The organism is Kocuria sp. CPCC 204721, from assembly GCF_040980945.1.
Classification (GTDB): Bacteria; Actinomycetota; Actinomycetes; order Actinomycetales; family Micrococcaceae; genus Kocuria; species Kocuria marina.
This window is the reverse complement of sequence record NZ_JAVKPO010000004.1, coordinates 16,168-30,938: the sequence shown is the minus strand read 5'-3', so window position 1 is coordinate 30,938 and position 14,771 is coordinate 16,168. Positions and strand designations below refer to the sequence as shown.

General features: G+C 71.5%; 7 protein-coding genes and 1 pseudogene. 2 read left to right on the top strand and 6 right to left on the bottom strand.

Annotated features, from left to right (window positions below):
* Window positions 1–100 precede the first annotated feature (100 nt).
* Both RF637_RS05350 and nudC read right to left on the bottom strand, forming a co-directional pair.
* Entirely contained in the window at window positions 101–1,891 is a 1,791-nt protein-coding gene (locus RF637_RS05350) for an ATP-dependent helicase (protein WP_368844328.1), read from the bottom strand.
* Window positions 1,888–2,862, bottom strand: coding sequence for an NAD(+) diphosphatase (gene nudC, locus RF637_RS05345; protein ID WP_368844327.1), 975 nt, complete (start codon window positions 2,860–2,862; stop codon window positions 1,888–1,890). Before nudC ends, RF637_RS05350 begins: the two co-directional genes overlap by 4 nt.
* 85 nt (window positions 2,863–2,947) lie before the next feature.
* Here nudC and RF637_RS05340 point away from each other — a divergent pair, with 85 nt between their 5' ends.
* Window positions 2,948–4,171, top strand: a complete 1,224-nt coding sequence (locus RF637_RS05340) for a macrolide 2'-phosphotransferase (RefSeq protein ID WP_368844326.1) — start codon at window positions 2,948–2,950, stop codon at window positions 4,169–4,171.
* On the opposite strand, the gene RF637_RS05335 is transcribed toward RF637_RS05340, so the two are convergent.
* Both RF637_RS05335 and RF637_RS05330 read right to left on the bottom strand, forming a co-directional pair.
* Window positions 4,099–7,608, bottom strand: coding sequence for a UvrD-helicase domain-containing protein (locus RF637_RS05335; RefSeq protein WP_368844325.1), 3,510 nt, complete (start codon window positions 7,606–7,608; stop codon window positions 4,099–4,101). The genes RF637_RS05340 and RF637_RS05335 overlap by 73 nt on opposite strands.
* A complete protein-coding gene (locus RF637_RS05330) occupies window positions 7,605–11,150 on the bottom strand; it encodes a PD-(D/E)XK nuclease family protein (RefSeq protein WP_368844324.1) in 3,546 nt (1,181 codons plus the stop codon). The genes RF637_RS05335 and RF637_RS05330 overlap by 4 nt, the downstream gene beginning before the upstream one ends.
* A gap of 384 nt (window positions 11,151–11,534) precedes the next feature.
* Between RF637_RS05330 and RF637_RS05325 the strand changes: the two are divergent.
* Window positions 11,535–12,206, top strand: a pseudogene (locus RF637_RS05325) (3'-5' exonuclease); the annotation flags it as partial.
* 148 nt (window positions 12,207–12,354) lie between these two features.
* On the opposite strand, the gene hemL reads toward RF637_RS05325, so the two are convergent.
* Window positions 12,355–13,674 carry a glutamate-1-semialdehyde 2,1-aminomutase gene (gene hemL, locus RF637_RS05320; protein WP_064846089.1) on the bottom strand — a complete coding sequence of 440 codons (1,320 nt, stop codon included), beginning with the start codon at window positions 13,672–13,674 and terminating at the stop codon, window positions 12,355–12,357.
* An 81-nt stretch (window positions 13,675–13,755) separates the two neighbouring features.
* A complete protein-coding gene (gene hemB, locus RF637_RS05315) occupies window positions 13,756–14,763 on the bottom strand; it encodes a porphobilinogen synthase (protein ID WP_064846088.1) in 1,008 nt (335 codons plus the stop codon).
* Between the last annotated feature and the right edge of the window lie 8 nt (window positions 14,764–14,771).

Below are 14,771 nucleotides of genomic sequence, written 5' to 3'. Positions count from 1 at the left end.
CACGGGCCGGTCCCGGTCCACGCTCGCCCGCCGCGCTGCGACCCCACAACGCGTCACCGGGTGGTGGTACCGGTCCCGGCCGGGCCTCGATCGCACCCGCCTAGCGGGCGCCGCGGCGTCGTGCCGGGGTGCGCGGCGCGGGGGGCAGCACGGCGTCGAGGAAACGGGACCGGGCCCGGTTGGGCCGACCGCCCGGGGTCCGGGACAGCGACCACGAGAGCACGAGGTGCTCCCGCGCGCGGGTGATCCCCACGTAGAGCAGCCGGCGCTCCTCGTCCATGGCATCCGGGGTGTCGGCGAAGCTGATGGGCATGAGTCCCTCGGAGAGCCCCACGAGGAACACGGCATCCCACTCCAGGCCCTTAGCCGAGTGCAGGGACGCGAGCGTGACCCCGTCCACCACCGGGGCCTCCTGGGTGGTCGCACGGCGTTCGATCTCCTGCGCGAAACCGGCGAGCGACAGCGTCTCGCCGTCCGCCACGGCGCGGCGGGCCATGGTGTCCGCGAGCGAGACGAGTGCACGCAGGGACTCCCACTTGGCGCGCGTGGCACTGTCGGAGCGCGGGGCCCGCTCCGTGTAGCCGAGCGAACCGAGCATGTCCCGCACCTGCTGGGGGACGTCCGCGCGGTCCGCGCCCGCGGTGCGTGCGGCGGAACGGATCTGCACGATGGCCTGCCGGATCTCGGGCCGGTTGAAGAACCGTTCGGAGCCGCGCAGCTGGAAGCCGATATTCGCATCCGCGAGTGCGGCTTCGAATGCCTGCGACTGGCCGTTGGTGCGGAACAGGACGGCGATCTCGTGCGGAGCCACGCCGTCGTCGATCAGGTCCTGGATCCGCACGGCCACGCCCGCGGCCTCGGCCTCGTCGTCCGGGTACTCGTTCCACGCGGGCTCGGGGCCCGCGGGGCGCTGGGAGACCAGGCGCAGCGGTGTGGCCCACGTGTCCGGGGTGGACGTGAGGGACGGGCGGCGCGCGGCCAGCAGCCGGTTGGCGGTGTTGACCACCTGAGGGGTGGAGCGGTAGTCGCGGATCAGCTCCACCACGGACGCCCCGGGGTACCGGGACGGGAACTCCAGCAGGTGCCGGGACGTGGCGCCCGTGAAGGAGTAGATGGTCTGGGAGGCGTCCCCCACCACGCAGAGATCGTCCCGGGAGCCGAGCCACGCATCCAGCAGCCGCTGCTGCAGGGGCGAGACGTCCTGGTACTCGTCCACCACGAACTGGCGGTACTGCGCGTGCACCGCCGCGGCGATCCGCTCGTCCTCCTCCAGGATCCCCACCGTGATCAGCAGGACGTCCTCGAAGTCGATCAGGTGCCGGTCCGCTTTGAGGTCCTCGTAGGACTGGTAGAGCCGCTGCATGGTGCGGACGTCGTAGCCCGCGGGCATGTCCCGCTGGCCCGCCGCCTGCGGATAGGTGTCCGGGGTGTGCATGGAGACCTTGGCCCACTCGATCTCGGCCGCGACGTCCCGGACGGTCGCCCGGTCCGTGGTCAGGCGCATGGCCTGGGCGGCCTCGGTGATCAGTCTCGCCTTGTGGTTCACGAGCCCCGGCGGGGGCCCACCCACGGCCTGCGGCCAGAAGTACTGCAGCTGGCGCAGGGCGGCAGAGTGGAAGGTCCGGGCCTGCACACCGGGAGCCCCGAGGGCCCGCAGCCGCTGGCGCATCTCATTGGCGGCGCGCGCGGTGAAGGTCAGGGCCAGGGTCTTCTGGGGGGTATAGACCCCCGAGGCGATGCCCCACGCGATGCGGTGGGTGATGGCCCGCGTCTTGCCGGTGCCCGCTCCAGCGCGCACGCACACCGGACCGTTCAGTGTGGTCGCGACCACGCGCTGCTCCGGGTCCAGGCCTCCGAGGATCCGCTCCTCGGCGCTCCGCTCCACGCTCACCAATCGGTCCCCGGGAGGTCCTCGCCCAGCCAGCTGACGATCAGCGCGTGCGCGATCGACACCCTCCCCGGCAGCGTGACCTCACCGGTGCGGGTGCTCGTGAGCAGCTGCTCGCGCGTGAACCACCGGACGTCCAGGATCTCCTCGCCGTCCGCCTCGGCCACCGATGTGTGGGCCACGGCGCGGAAGCCCAGCATTAGGGAGCGGGGGAACGGCCACGGCTGAGAGCCCTGGTACTGCACGGTGTCCACCGTGATCCCGGCCTCCTCGCGCACCTCGCGCACGACCGCTTGCTCGGCGGACTCCCCCGGCTCGACGAAGCCTGCGAACGTGGAGTACATGTTGCCGGCCCATGCCGCAGAGCGGCCCAGCAGGATGCGCTGCGAGGCCGGGTCCGGGCCGTCCTCGACCACCGCCACGATGACCGCTGGATCCGTGCGGGGGAAGTGCAGCGAGTCGTCCTCGGGGCAGCGCCGGGCCCACCCGGAGCGGATGCTCTGCGTGAGCGCCCCGCAGCGAGGACACCGCGGGTGGTCCCGGTGCCACAAGGCCACCGCCTGCGCCGTGACGAGCAACGACGTCTGCTCGGGGTCCACCACGGTGGCCAGCGTGCGCAGCCCCTCCCACCGGGCACCGTCGAGACCGGACAGCTGGGTGTCCTCGGGGAAGGTGCGCAGGATCACCTGGGTGCCGTCCGCCAGGCGGCCCAGGTACACGTCCGGGCGGCCGGCATCATCCGTGGGTCCCGGGACCTCCGCCACGAGCGGGAGGACCAGGGCGCCGTCGCGCGTGGGGGCCTGGGAGCCCCGCAGCACGAGCACCCGCGCGGTGGGCGAGGCGAGCGCCTCAGCCACGAGATCGCGGTGCTCCCGGGCGACCGCGTCCCGGTCGAAGGGGCGCCCGGCGAAGGGCAGCTGGGCGTCGTCGAGCAGGGGCGCGACGGCGCCGGGACGGTCCTGGGATGAGATCATCCGACCACTGTAGACCGGGGTCCGGACATCCTCACGGGCCGCGGTGGACAGCCCGCCCCGGGCCGAGGCCGGTAGGGTGGGTGAGGTGAGAACGACCCCCGAATTGCTGGCCGCCGTCGCGGCCGCGGCCGTGCCCGGGGTGGCCCCTGTGGCCACCGGTCCTTCTCCCGACGACGCCGCGGATTTCCGCTCGTGCGTGGTCCAGGACTCCGAGGGTCGCCGCTGGCGCGTCCGCAGTCCCCTGAACACCGAAGCGAGCATGCGCCTGGAGACCGAGCACCTGGTGTTGCAGGCGTTCACCCCGTCCGTGCGCTCGCGGTTGCCGTTCCACCTGCCCACGGTCGCGGGGTCCGTGGCGCAGGACGGGTTGCGCACTTTTGTCTACTCGCACCTGCCGGGTCACACGCTTAGCCTGCGGGAGTTCCAGCGGCAGAACGAACATCCCGAACCTCCCGTGCACACGCCCTCCCCGAGTGCGACGCCGCGCGCCCCCCTGGCCGTGCAACTGGGCCGTTCGCTCGGGTGCCTTCATTCTCTGCCCCGTGCGCTCGTGATGGACGCGGACCTGCCCGCCTACAGCGCCGAACAGTGCCGCAAGCGCATGCTCCACGATCTCGATCAGGCCGCGACCACGGGGCTGATCCCCGGGGACCTCTTGCGCCGGTGGGAGGAGGCCCTCGAGGACACCACGCTGTGGCAGTTCTCCACGCGCGTGGTGCACGGGGACCTACACGAGGACAACATCACCGTGGACCACGGTTCACTCGCGTCCTTCACGGGGTGGAGCGATCTGCACGTGGGCGATCCCGCCGTGGACTTCTCATGGCTCGTGGGCATGTCCGACCCTGCGTTCGCGGACACCGTGATAGAGGCCTACTCCGTGGCGGCCGTCCAACCCCCGGACCGCCATCTGTTGCGCCGCGCGCACCTCAAGGCCGAGTTCGCGCTCGCGGAATGGCTCGTGCGCGGTGTGGACCGGGGCATCACGTCCATGGTGGACAACGCCCAGCGGATGCTCACGACCCTCGCGGCGGACGTGCGGGCCAGCGCGTCGCCGTCCCCGGGGGTGGCCGGTCCGCCGCCCGCCTCGACCGCGTCGACCGCCGCGGTCGAGGCGGATCGGGCCGGCGACTCCGACGTCGACTCGGTGGACCGCACTGACTCCGACGGCCGCACCCTCGACGGCGACTCCGCCCCGGACGGTCACCCCAGCGACGACGGATTGTCCCCCGACCATCACTCCGGCGAGGGCGGCTCCTCCACCGGCGGCTCCTCCGCGGCGTCCGGATCCGTCACGCCCACCTCGTAGAGCGAGCTCACCACGGCCTCGAGTTCCGTCTCGTCCGCGAGGTCGTGGGGACGCACCACCAGGTCCGCGGCCACGTAGTAGAACGCCGCCGACACAAGCTCCACCGGGACCTCGTGCAACCGCGCGAACGCCAACCGGTACAGCGCGAGCTGCCCGGACTTGCGCTTGAGCTCCCGACCGTGCGGGATTCGCCCTGTTTTCCAGTCCACGAGTTCCCAGCCGTCCGCGGTGCGGAACACGGCATCGATCCGACCGCGCACCGTGAGCGACCCCACCGGGGTCTCCACGGGCAGTTCGATCGCGTAGGGCTCCAGAGACGCCCACGGGCTGTTCCGGAAGGTCTCGGCGAGCCGGGGCAGGTCCAGGTCCTCGTCCACGTAGTCGTCGGAACCGGGCAGTTCGTCCGCGTCGAAAATCGCGGAGTCCCCGAAGAAATTCTCAACCCACGTGTGGAACGCCGTGCCCGCCCGGGCCGCGGAGCCCGGTTTGCGTGGCATGGGTCGGCGCAGATTGCTGATGAACCCCTCGGGATCGGTGTCCATGGCCACGAGCGCGGACGCCGAGACGTGGGAGGGCATGTGCACGCTGCGGTCCTCCTCGGACGCCGCGCGGCGACCCAGCAACAGTTCGGCCTCGCGCCGCCACCGCGTGACCACGTCACCGGAGGGCCCCTGTGCCAACTCCTCGTCCGTGAGCTCGCGGGTGTCCGGGAAACCGCGCTCGGCAACGGCGCGGGCAGCGCGTTCCATGACCTCTCGGCGGCCCCGGTGTGCCGGAGCGATCACGGTTTCCATGTGCTCGCCGTCCGCGGAGCGTTCGGTGCGCACGAGTTCCGGTCCCTCCACGGGGTCGTACGGCCACAGCGCGCTGACCCGGGTGTCCCGCTGCGGGTTGGTGGCATCCGGTCCCGGCTCGACCCACGGACCCGCCTCGAAACCGGGGCTCGATCCCTCGACCAACTCCCGCGCTTCGAGCAAAAACGGTGAGGCCTCCTTGACCTCCTGGGCGGTGCCCCGGAACACGCTGCCGGAGAGTTCGAGCAGGGACTTGGCGCGCGTGAACGCGACATAGGCCAACCGACGTTCCTCGGCGAGGTCGTACTGTTCGACGTCCTCCGCGAACTCCTCGTAAGAACTCTCGAGTTCGCGCACGTCCGAGACGCGCGCATCCCACTGGGGCAACTGAGCGGCGTCGCCCCGTAACGGCCACGGCAGCTTGGCCGCTTCCAGGGTCCACGCGGAGGACTTCTTGGAGGGGAAGTCGTTCTTGTTGAGCCCGGGGACGTAGACGTGGTCCCACTCGAGGCCCTTGGAGGCGTGGACCGTGAGCAGTTGTACGGCGTCCCGGCGCGTGTGCGCGGGCGGAAGTTCCAGGCCGTTCTCTTCGTGGGACGCGGCCTCGAGCCAGTCCAGGAACGCGGCGACGTCGTGCGTGCGGGTCGTGGCCGTGAACTGGACCGCCTGGTCGTGGAAGCCGTCCAGGTTGCGCCGCGCGTGCACGGGATCCTCCCCGGGCAGCGCGGCGAGTTCGATATCGAGGCCCAGCACGGTCTCGACCTCGTGGATCACGGTGGTCAGCTCGTCCCCGAGCACACTGCGCAGGCCTCGCACGTCCCGGCGCAATGCGCGCAACCGGCGCACGCCCTCGGCACTGATCCCGCGACCGCGCGAGGAGACCCAGCCCTCGGGGGGCAGTGTCTCGAGCGCCTCGATCAGGCTCGCGCGGTCCACGATGTCCGCCATGACCACGGGCTCCTCGGTATTCTCGCCGGTGGTGGCCGCGTCGTCGGCGGGCTCCGGATCCTCGCCGCGCGCGGCCCGCTCGTGGCCGCGCTCGAGGGCCACGGCCCAGTCGCCGAGTGCCGCGAGGTCGCGTGCACCCAGCCGCCACCTGGCACCGGCGAGCAATCGGGCGAGGGCGTCCGAGCGGCCCGGATCGGTGAGGACGTGGAGCATCGCGACGACGTCGGCGACCTCCGGGGTGTGCAACAGCCCACCCAGCCCGACCACTTCGTAGGGGATGTCCCGGGCTTCGAGTTCCAGGCGCAGGGGTTCGAACTGCGCGCGTTTGCGGCACAGCACGGCCATGGTGGGCATCTCGTCCGGGGCCTGGCCCTGATGCGCGGCCCGCTGGTCGTGGATCGACGCGGCCACGGCCTGGGCCTCCTCGGTGTCCGTGAAGTAGCGGCTCACCCGCACACGACCGCGCACCGCACCCGGCGCCGGGTCCAGCGGCGGGACCTCGACCGTGGCCGCGGAACGGCTCCACGCGGGCGGGGTGCGCAGCGGCTCGGCCACGGCGTTCGCCACCTCGAGGACCGCGAGGCTGTTGCGCCACGCCGTGGTGAGGAAACTCGTGTCCGCGAACCGGGACGGCTCCACGTCCGAGGACCCCCGGACCGGAAAGTTCTCCACGAAACTGAACAGCTGGCCGGAGGACGCCCCCCGGAAGCCGTAGATGGACTGCTGGGGATCGCCCACGGCCATGACGCAGTGCCCCTCCCCGAACAATCCCGAGAACAGGGCCAACTGGGCGTGGGACGTGTCCTGGAACTCGTCCAGCAGGACCACCGAGAAGCGTTCCCGCTCGACCGTGCGCGCGTGGGGGTCCATCCGCACGATCCGTGCCGCGAGTGCCAGCAGATCGCCGTAGTCGAGCGCCGAGTCCACGCGCTTGGCCGCGCGGAAGCGCTCCACGAGCTGCGCGAGAACCTCGGTCTGCTCCATCCGGCGCACGGCGTCCTGCACCTTGCGCCCCGGGGACTTCTTCCGCCCGTCCGGAGGGGTGTCCAGGCACATCGCACGCAGCCGGCCCACGAACTCGTGGATCCGGCGCGGTTCCACGAGGTGCTCCGAGGCCTCGGACGCCAACTGCATGAGACCCGTGGTGAGCGTGGATGCGGCGGGCACGGTCGCCGGCAACGGGCCGTCCCAGCTCTGCACGAGGTCGTGTGCGAGTTGCCAGGCCTGGGCCTGACCGAGCAGGACGGTGTCCGATTCCACGCCCAGCCGAAGCCCGTAACTGCGTACGAGCGAGTTCGCGTAGGAGTGGTACGTGCTGACCGTGGGCTCCTGCGCCGCGGCCGGGGCGTCGTCGTCCTCGGGCTCGTCGATGAGTCCCGCGCGGCGCAGGTTCCGCAGCTTCTGGTTGATCCGCTGGGACAGTTCGCCCGCGGCCTTGCGCGTGAAGGTGACCCCGAGGATCTCGTCCGGGCGGGCCAGCCCGTTGGCCACAAGCCACGCGACGCGATCGGACATGGTGGTCGTCTTACCCGAGCCCGCGCCCGCCACGACCAGTCGTGGGGTCAACGGGGACGCGATCACCGCGGCCTGTTGCTCGGTGGGCGGGAAGTCCCCGAGCGCCTCCGCGATCTCGTACGGGGAGTACCGGACGTCCTGCGGTGAGCGGGGCTGGGGGGCGGAATCCTGCTGGGTCATTTCTCTGTGACCTGCCTTCCCTGGGCGCACAGCGGACACAGCCACGGGACGGAGCACCGGATCCCGAATCCGGCCTCCTGATCCGCGGTGTGCCGCGCTTCGAATCGCGTGCCCGCCACGAGGAGGGCCGCTTGCGTGATGAGGTCCCGCGCCCAGCGGTGTTCCTCGTCCAGGGGGTCCTGGAGTTGCACACCGGGCGACGCCGCGGGGCCGCCGAGCTGGACGAGCAGCGCTCCCCCTGGTTGGGCGGACACGGCGCCCTCGGGCAGCTCGATGCGCTCCGGACGTCGGGTTTCATGCAGATCCTCGGTGCGGGAGGCCTCCTGCATGGCCCGCCCGGCGCCGGCCTGCAAGGCCACCTGATACGCGCCCAGCTGCGGGTGCTCGGGGATGTCTTTCTTGGTCGGCTGGTGTTTGCCGGTCTTGAGATCCACGACGACGTGGCGCCCGTGGGCGTCCACCTCCAGCCGGTCCACGCGCCCGGTCAGCAGGGCGTCCCGGGCCTCGCTGCGCACCAGGACCTCGAAACTGCCCTCCACCGAGACGAGCTCGCGCCCGTGCTCGGAGCGCATCTCCCGCGAGTACTGCGCGAACTTACGCAACATCTTCTCCGCGCGTTCGAGCTCCTGCTCCCCCGTCCAGCCGTGGGGCATGCCCAGGGAGGGCCAGCGGCGACGCAGGTGCGCGATCAACTCGATGCTGTCGGCGTCCGGGAGTCGCTCGGCGATGTCGTGCACGAGCGTTCCCAGGCTGCGCCGCAGATCGGTCACCTCGGTGGCATGGGCCTCGCTCACGAACCAGTCGAGCGGGCTGCGGTGGATCGTCTCGATCGTGGACGGGGAGACGCGTACCGCCTCGTCCGGTGCGAACAGCGCGTCCTCGGTGGACAAAGCGTTGCGGCCCCACCACTGCTCGGGTGCGGCACCCGGCACGGGCTCTGCGAGGGCGGCGAAATCATGCAGCAGACGCGCGGCGGCCTCTCGTTCGTGGGCGGCCGCGTCCGGTTGCTGCACGGTGCGGCGCAGCGCACCCGTGAGCTGGCGCAACGTGAGGGGTTCGGGTGCGCTCAGTTCCTCGACGGAGATGCCGGGATCGTCGCGGCTCCCGCCGGCCACGAGGTCCACGAACTCGGACGGTTGCTCGTCCTGGCTGGCCACCGCGGTGACCGTGAGGCCGGCCGTGGCGCGGGAGACGGCCGTGGCGAACTGCCGCAGTTCGTCGAAGCGCACCTGCCGCAACCGGTCCACCGCGCTCAACCGTGTGGCCTGTTCCGGCCCGTGGTCCAGGGCGTCGGTGAGCACGTCCGTTCCCAGCAACTGACCGCGCAGGGCGGTGTTGGGCCACACCCCCTGTTGCACCCCGGCGACGACCACGTGCGCCCACTGCCGACCCGCCGACCCCGCGGGGGTCATCACCGAGACGTTGTCCTCCGCCGGTGCTCGGGCCGCCAGGGTGTCCATGGGCAACTCCTGGTGGTCCATGTAGTCCATGAACGCCCGTGCCGTGGCGCCCGGGACCTGGTCCACGAACCGCTCGGCGGCCTCGAACAGTCCGACGACGGCGTCCAGGTCCCGGTCCGCCCGCACGGCCTCCGCTCCCCCGGCCAGGGCACGACGCCGCCAGCGCGGTGCGACCCCCGACGCGTCCCACAGGGCCCACAACACGGATTCAGCGGTGGCGCCGGGCTCGTCCAACGTCTCCTGACCGGCCTGGAGCATGTCAGCGACGCGCGCCGCGGAATCCGAGTGCACCTCCGCGAGCTCGAGCAACACACCGTCCGCGAGCGCCTGGACGAGGAGGTCGTCGCTCGTGCGTCCACCACCGGTACGCAGCTCGTAACCGCGCAGTTTCTGGCGGATCCGGCGCACCTCCATGGGTGACGCCCCGCCGATCCGCGACGTCAACAGGGCCACCGCGGCACTGGCCGTGAGCATGGATCGGTGGGCGGCCCGCTCACGGTCCGCGTCCTCGGCCTCCGAGCCTTCCATCGACGTTCCGGAAGCAGAATCGGGATCGTCGCCCGGCTGCCCACCCCGGCCCGGGCCGGCCTCCTGTGCTTCCTGATCAAGTGCTCCGTCCGGTTCCGCGACCGCATCCTGAGCCGCGAGCAACAAGCGCAGGGCATGCAGCAGCGGGATCACCGCGGGTTCCTCGCGCAAGGGGGTCTCGGCCGCGGACGTGGTCGTGGGCACGCCTAGCGCCGACAGCTGCCGGGTCAGCGCCGACAATTGGGAACCGCTGCGCACGATCACCGCCATGTCCCGGTAGGGCACACCGTGCAAAACATGCAAACGCAAGAAGTGGTCCGCGCACCAGCGCGCCTGGGCCGTGGGCGAATCGAAGAGCACCGCGCGCACCGAACCCGGCGCTGCGGCGTCGTCGGCAGGGTGGGCGTCGTCGGCGGCATGGAGGGCGTCGGCTGTGTGGGCGTCGGTTGCCTGGGAGGCGATGTGCTCGGTCGCACGGGGTTGCTCGGGGGCGCGCTGGACGCGGGCCCCCGGTACGACCGAGATGGCCCGCGCCACGCGCTGCCACGCCTCGTTGACCCGCAGTGGCATGCGGTGACTCGTGCCTAGCTGCAAGCGCTGCAGGGGCTGAGCGGGGGTGCCCACCCGGTCCTCGAGCGTGCGCAACAGGTCCGGGCGGGCCCCGCGGAACCCCTGGACGGTGGTGTCCGGATTGGCGGTGAACACGGCGTCCCGGCCCCGGGTGAGCACCCCGATAAGCCGGTGGGCGGACGGGGTGGCGTCCTGGAGGTCGTCCACGAGCACGACGTCCAACCGGTCCTGTTCCCGGGCGAGGAAATCCGGATTCTCCTCGAGGACGCGGGCCGCGCGGTCCACGAGCTCGGACGGGTCGAAGGCGTTGGGCATGCGCAGAGCGCGGATCTGCTGGTACTCGGCGCGGAACGCCGCCGCGCTGCGCCACTCGGGGCGACCGAGGGGCTGCGCCCAGCGCGCCAAAACGTCGGGCGCCAGGCGGTATTCGTTCATGCGGTCGAACAGCTCGCGCAATTCGCCGCGGAAGCCGCGCGTGCCGAGCGCCTGATCGAGTTCCGCGGGCCACACCACGGGGCTGCCGTACCCGGCAGCGTGCCCGCGCATCATCTCCGCGAGGAACGCGTCCTGTTCCGGCCCGGACAACAACACCGGTGTGGTGGTGACCCCGGGCAACAGGTCCTGGGCCTGTGCGCGGCGCAGGACGTCGAACGCGTACGCCTGCCACGCGCGTACGAGCGGCGTGCTGATGGTCGCGCGCGCACGGCGGCTGATCTCGTCCCGCAGCGTGGCCGCCAGTTCACGCGATGGCGCGAGCACGAGCAGGCGCTGCGGATCGGCTCCCTCGACGATCCGTCGCACCGCACCCTCCACGGTCACCGTGCTGCGCCCCGTCCCGGGCGCTCCCAGCACGAGGACCGGCCCGTGGTCGGCCGGTAGCTCCACGACGGTGCGTTGCGCGGGGTCCAGCTCCGGGTCCGCCCCGCCGGATTCGACGCCGCGGGGCGGGAGGACGCGCCAGGACGGTTCACGCTGCGTTCGCATGTGGTGATCACATCACGGTCATCCGACACGCATAACGGCCCGCGCACCGACCGGTACCGTGGTCGCATGGCTTCCCCGCAGGACACAGGTGACACCGAACAGCCCGCACTCTTCGACGTGCCGCCCCCGCCACCCGCGGCGGACCCCGAGGAACCCGCCGCGCCGCAGCCCGAGCAGCCCACGCTGTTCGACGCCGCGCTCGAGCCCGCGCCTGAACTCACGCGGGACAACGCTGCCGGCACCCGCTCCGCGCCCTCACGCGACCGCGCGTCCGAAGTAGCACAGAGCGCCGGCGACGACGCCGTCGAGCCCGCGGCGACCGCAGCAACCGTCCCCCACGGGGCGGCTCGCAGGGAGGTCGGCGCCGCGCCGTCGTGGACCGCCGGCGAGCGCGCGGCGTTCGACCTCGAGACCACGGGGCGGGATCCGCAGGAGGCGAGGATCGTGACGGCGTCGGTGGTCCTCGTGGACGCCACTGGGACCGTGACGCGGGAATGGGAGTGGCTCGCCGATCCCGGGATCGAGATCCCCGCGGAGGCCGCCGCGGTCCACGGCGTCACGACCGAACGGGCCCGCGCCGAGGGCCGCCCCGCCGCGGAGGTCACCGCGCAACTGCACGACGTGCTGAGCGGGCTGTGGCGCGCGGGGATCCCGGTGCTCGCATTCAACGCCGCCTACGACCTCACGGTCCTCGCGAGAGAGAGCGAGCGCCACGGTCTGCCCGCCCCGGCCCCGATGCCCGTGCTGGACCCGTTCGTGCTCAACAAGCAGGTGCACCGCTACCGCCGCGGCAAGCGGACGCTGGGCGCACTGTGCGAGGAGTACGGCGTGGTCCTAGATGCCGCACACACCTCCGCGGCGGACGCGCTGGCCACCGAGCGGCTCGCCACCGCCCTGGTCGAACGGTTCGCAGAGCTTGAACGACCCGCGGAAGAGCTGCACGAACTGCAGATCGGCTGGGCAGCCGAGCAAGCGGCGTCGTTGCAGGAGTACTTCCGGCGCCGAGATCCCGAGGCCGTGGTGGACGGCACGTGGCCCGTCCACCCGCACCCCTGACCCCACCCGCACCACTACAGCGACCGTCACGCGCACGACCGCGGCCGTCGCACTGCGCAACGACGACGGCGCGGCACCGCCGGGAACCACCCGGGCGGCGCCGCGCCGTCGTCGTACAGGAAAAGGCGTACAGAAAAGGCGGAGCGGATCAGCCTTCGGCGGGTCGAGCCTCCGCTGCCGCACGAGCCGCGGCGGGAAGGGCCGAGAGGATCCGGTCCATGGCCGAATCGTCGTGCGCCGCGGAGAGGAACCACGCCTCGAAGACCGAGGGCGGGAGGTAGACCCCGGCATCCAGCATGGAGTGGAAGAACGGCGTGTACCGGAAGCTCTCCTGGGCCTTGGCGTCCGCGTAGTCGTGCACCCCGCGGGCACCGGTCCCGAAGGCCACCGAGAACAGGTTGCCGGCCACCTGGATCGAGTGATCGACCCCGGCGGCATCGAGGGCCTCGTGCACCCCCGCCTGCAGCTGCTCGGAACGGCGGTCGATGGTCTGATACGCGATCCGGTCCGCGCACTTGAGCGTCGCGATCCCCGCGGCCATAGCCACGGGGTTCCCGGACAGCGTGCCCGCCTGGTACACCGGGCCCATGGGGGCCAGGTACTCCATGATCTCGCGGCGCCCGCCCAGTGCGGCGGTGGGCAGTCCCCCGCCGATGACCTTGCCGAACGTGAACAGGTCCGGGACCCAGTCCTCGCCGTTCTGGTTGCTGAGCCCCCAGTACCCGGCCTCGTGGACGCGGAAGCCCGTGAGCACCTCGTCCAGAATCATCAGGGCGCCGTTGTCCCGGGTGATCCGACGGATGTGCTCGTTGAAGTCGTTCTCCGGGGTGACCACGCCCATGTTGCACGGAGCGGCCTCGGTGATCACCGCGGCGATCTCACCGGGGTGCTCGGCGAAGACGGTCTCGAGCGCCGCGACGTCGTTGTAGGCCACCACGAGCGTCTGGGCGGCGGTGGCCTCGGTGACTCCCGCGGAACCCGGCAGGGCCAGGGTCGCGACACCGGAACCGGCCTCCGACAGGAGCGAATCCACGTGACCGTGGTAGCACCCGGCGAACTTGACCACCAGGTCGCGGCCCGTGAACCCGCGGGCCAGGCGCAGCGCCGTCATGGTGGCCTCGGTGCCCGTGGAGACCATGCGGATCTCCTCGAGCGGGGCCACGCGGTCCACCACGAGCTCGGCGAGTTCGGTCTCACCGCGCGTGGTGGCGCCGAAACCGAGGCCGCGCTCCACGGCCTCGTGGACGGCCTCCGTGACCACGGGATGCGCGTGACCGATCAGCGCGGGGCCCCACGAGCACACCAGGTCCACGTACTCGCGCCCGTCCACGTCCGTGAGGTACGGGCCCTTGGCCGCAGCGATGAACGGCGGGGTACCGCCCACGGAGTTGAACGCGCGCACGGGCGAGTTGACGCCCCCGGGCATGACGCGCTGGGCGCGGTCGAACAGTTCTTGCGAAACACTCATGAGATCACTTCATTCCTTTCGCCGGGAGGCTCTCCCGGTGGGACCGTGCCGCGCGACGGCGCGGGCGCGGGGGTTCTGGGGTTACCTGCCGTTCTCCTCATGGAACCAGCGAGCGAGCTCGGTCGCGTAGTAGGTCAGGATCGAGTTGGCCCCGGCGCGCTTGATGGACAGCACGGACTCGCGGATCGCGGCGTCGCGGTTGATCCAGCCGTTCGCCGCGGCGGCCTCGATCATCGCGTACTCACCCGAGATCTGGTACGCCGAGACCGGCACGGGGGACGCGTCCGCGACCTCGCGCAGGATGTCCAGATAGCTCATGGCCGGCTTGACCATGACCATGTCCGCGCCCTCGTCCAGGTCCAGCTGCAGCTCCAGCAGGGCCTCCCGGCGGTTCGCAGGATCCATCTGATAGGTTTTGCGGTCACCCGTGAGTGTGGAGTCCACGGCCTCACGGAACGGGCCGTAGAACGCGGACGAGTACTTGGCGCTGTAGGCGAGGATCGACACGTCCTCGCGGCCCGCAGCGTCCAGTGCCGCGCGGATCACGCCCACCTGGCCGTCCATCATCCCGGAGGGTCCCAGCATGTGGGCGCCGGCCTCGGCCTGGGCCAGGCCCATGCGGCCGTAGATCTCCAGGGTGCGATCGTTGTCCACGCGGCCCTGATCATCCAGCACGCCGCAGTGGCCGTGATCGGTGAACTCGTCCAGGCACAGGTCCGACATGACCACGATGTCGTCCCCCACCTCGTCACGCACGGCACGGATCCCGCGGTTGAGGATGCCGTCCGGGTCCAGCGCGGCGGAGCCCTCTGCGTCGCGGGTCTGCGGGATCCCGAACAACATGAAGCCGCCCAGCCCCAGCTCCACGGCTTCGGCGGCCGCGCGCTTGAGAGAGTCCATGTTGTGCTGCACCACACCGGGCATCGAGGCCAGGGGCTGCGGCTCGTCGAGTCCTTCCTTGACGAACACGGGCAGGATCAGCTCGGACGGCGTCACGCGGGTCTCCGCGGTGAACCGGCGCATGGCCGGGGTACTGCGCAGTCTGCGGGGCCGTGACACGAGGTCGTACGACACGTCATGGTCGGTCATGGTTCACA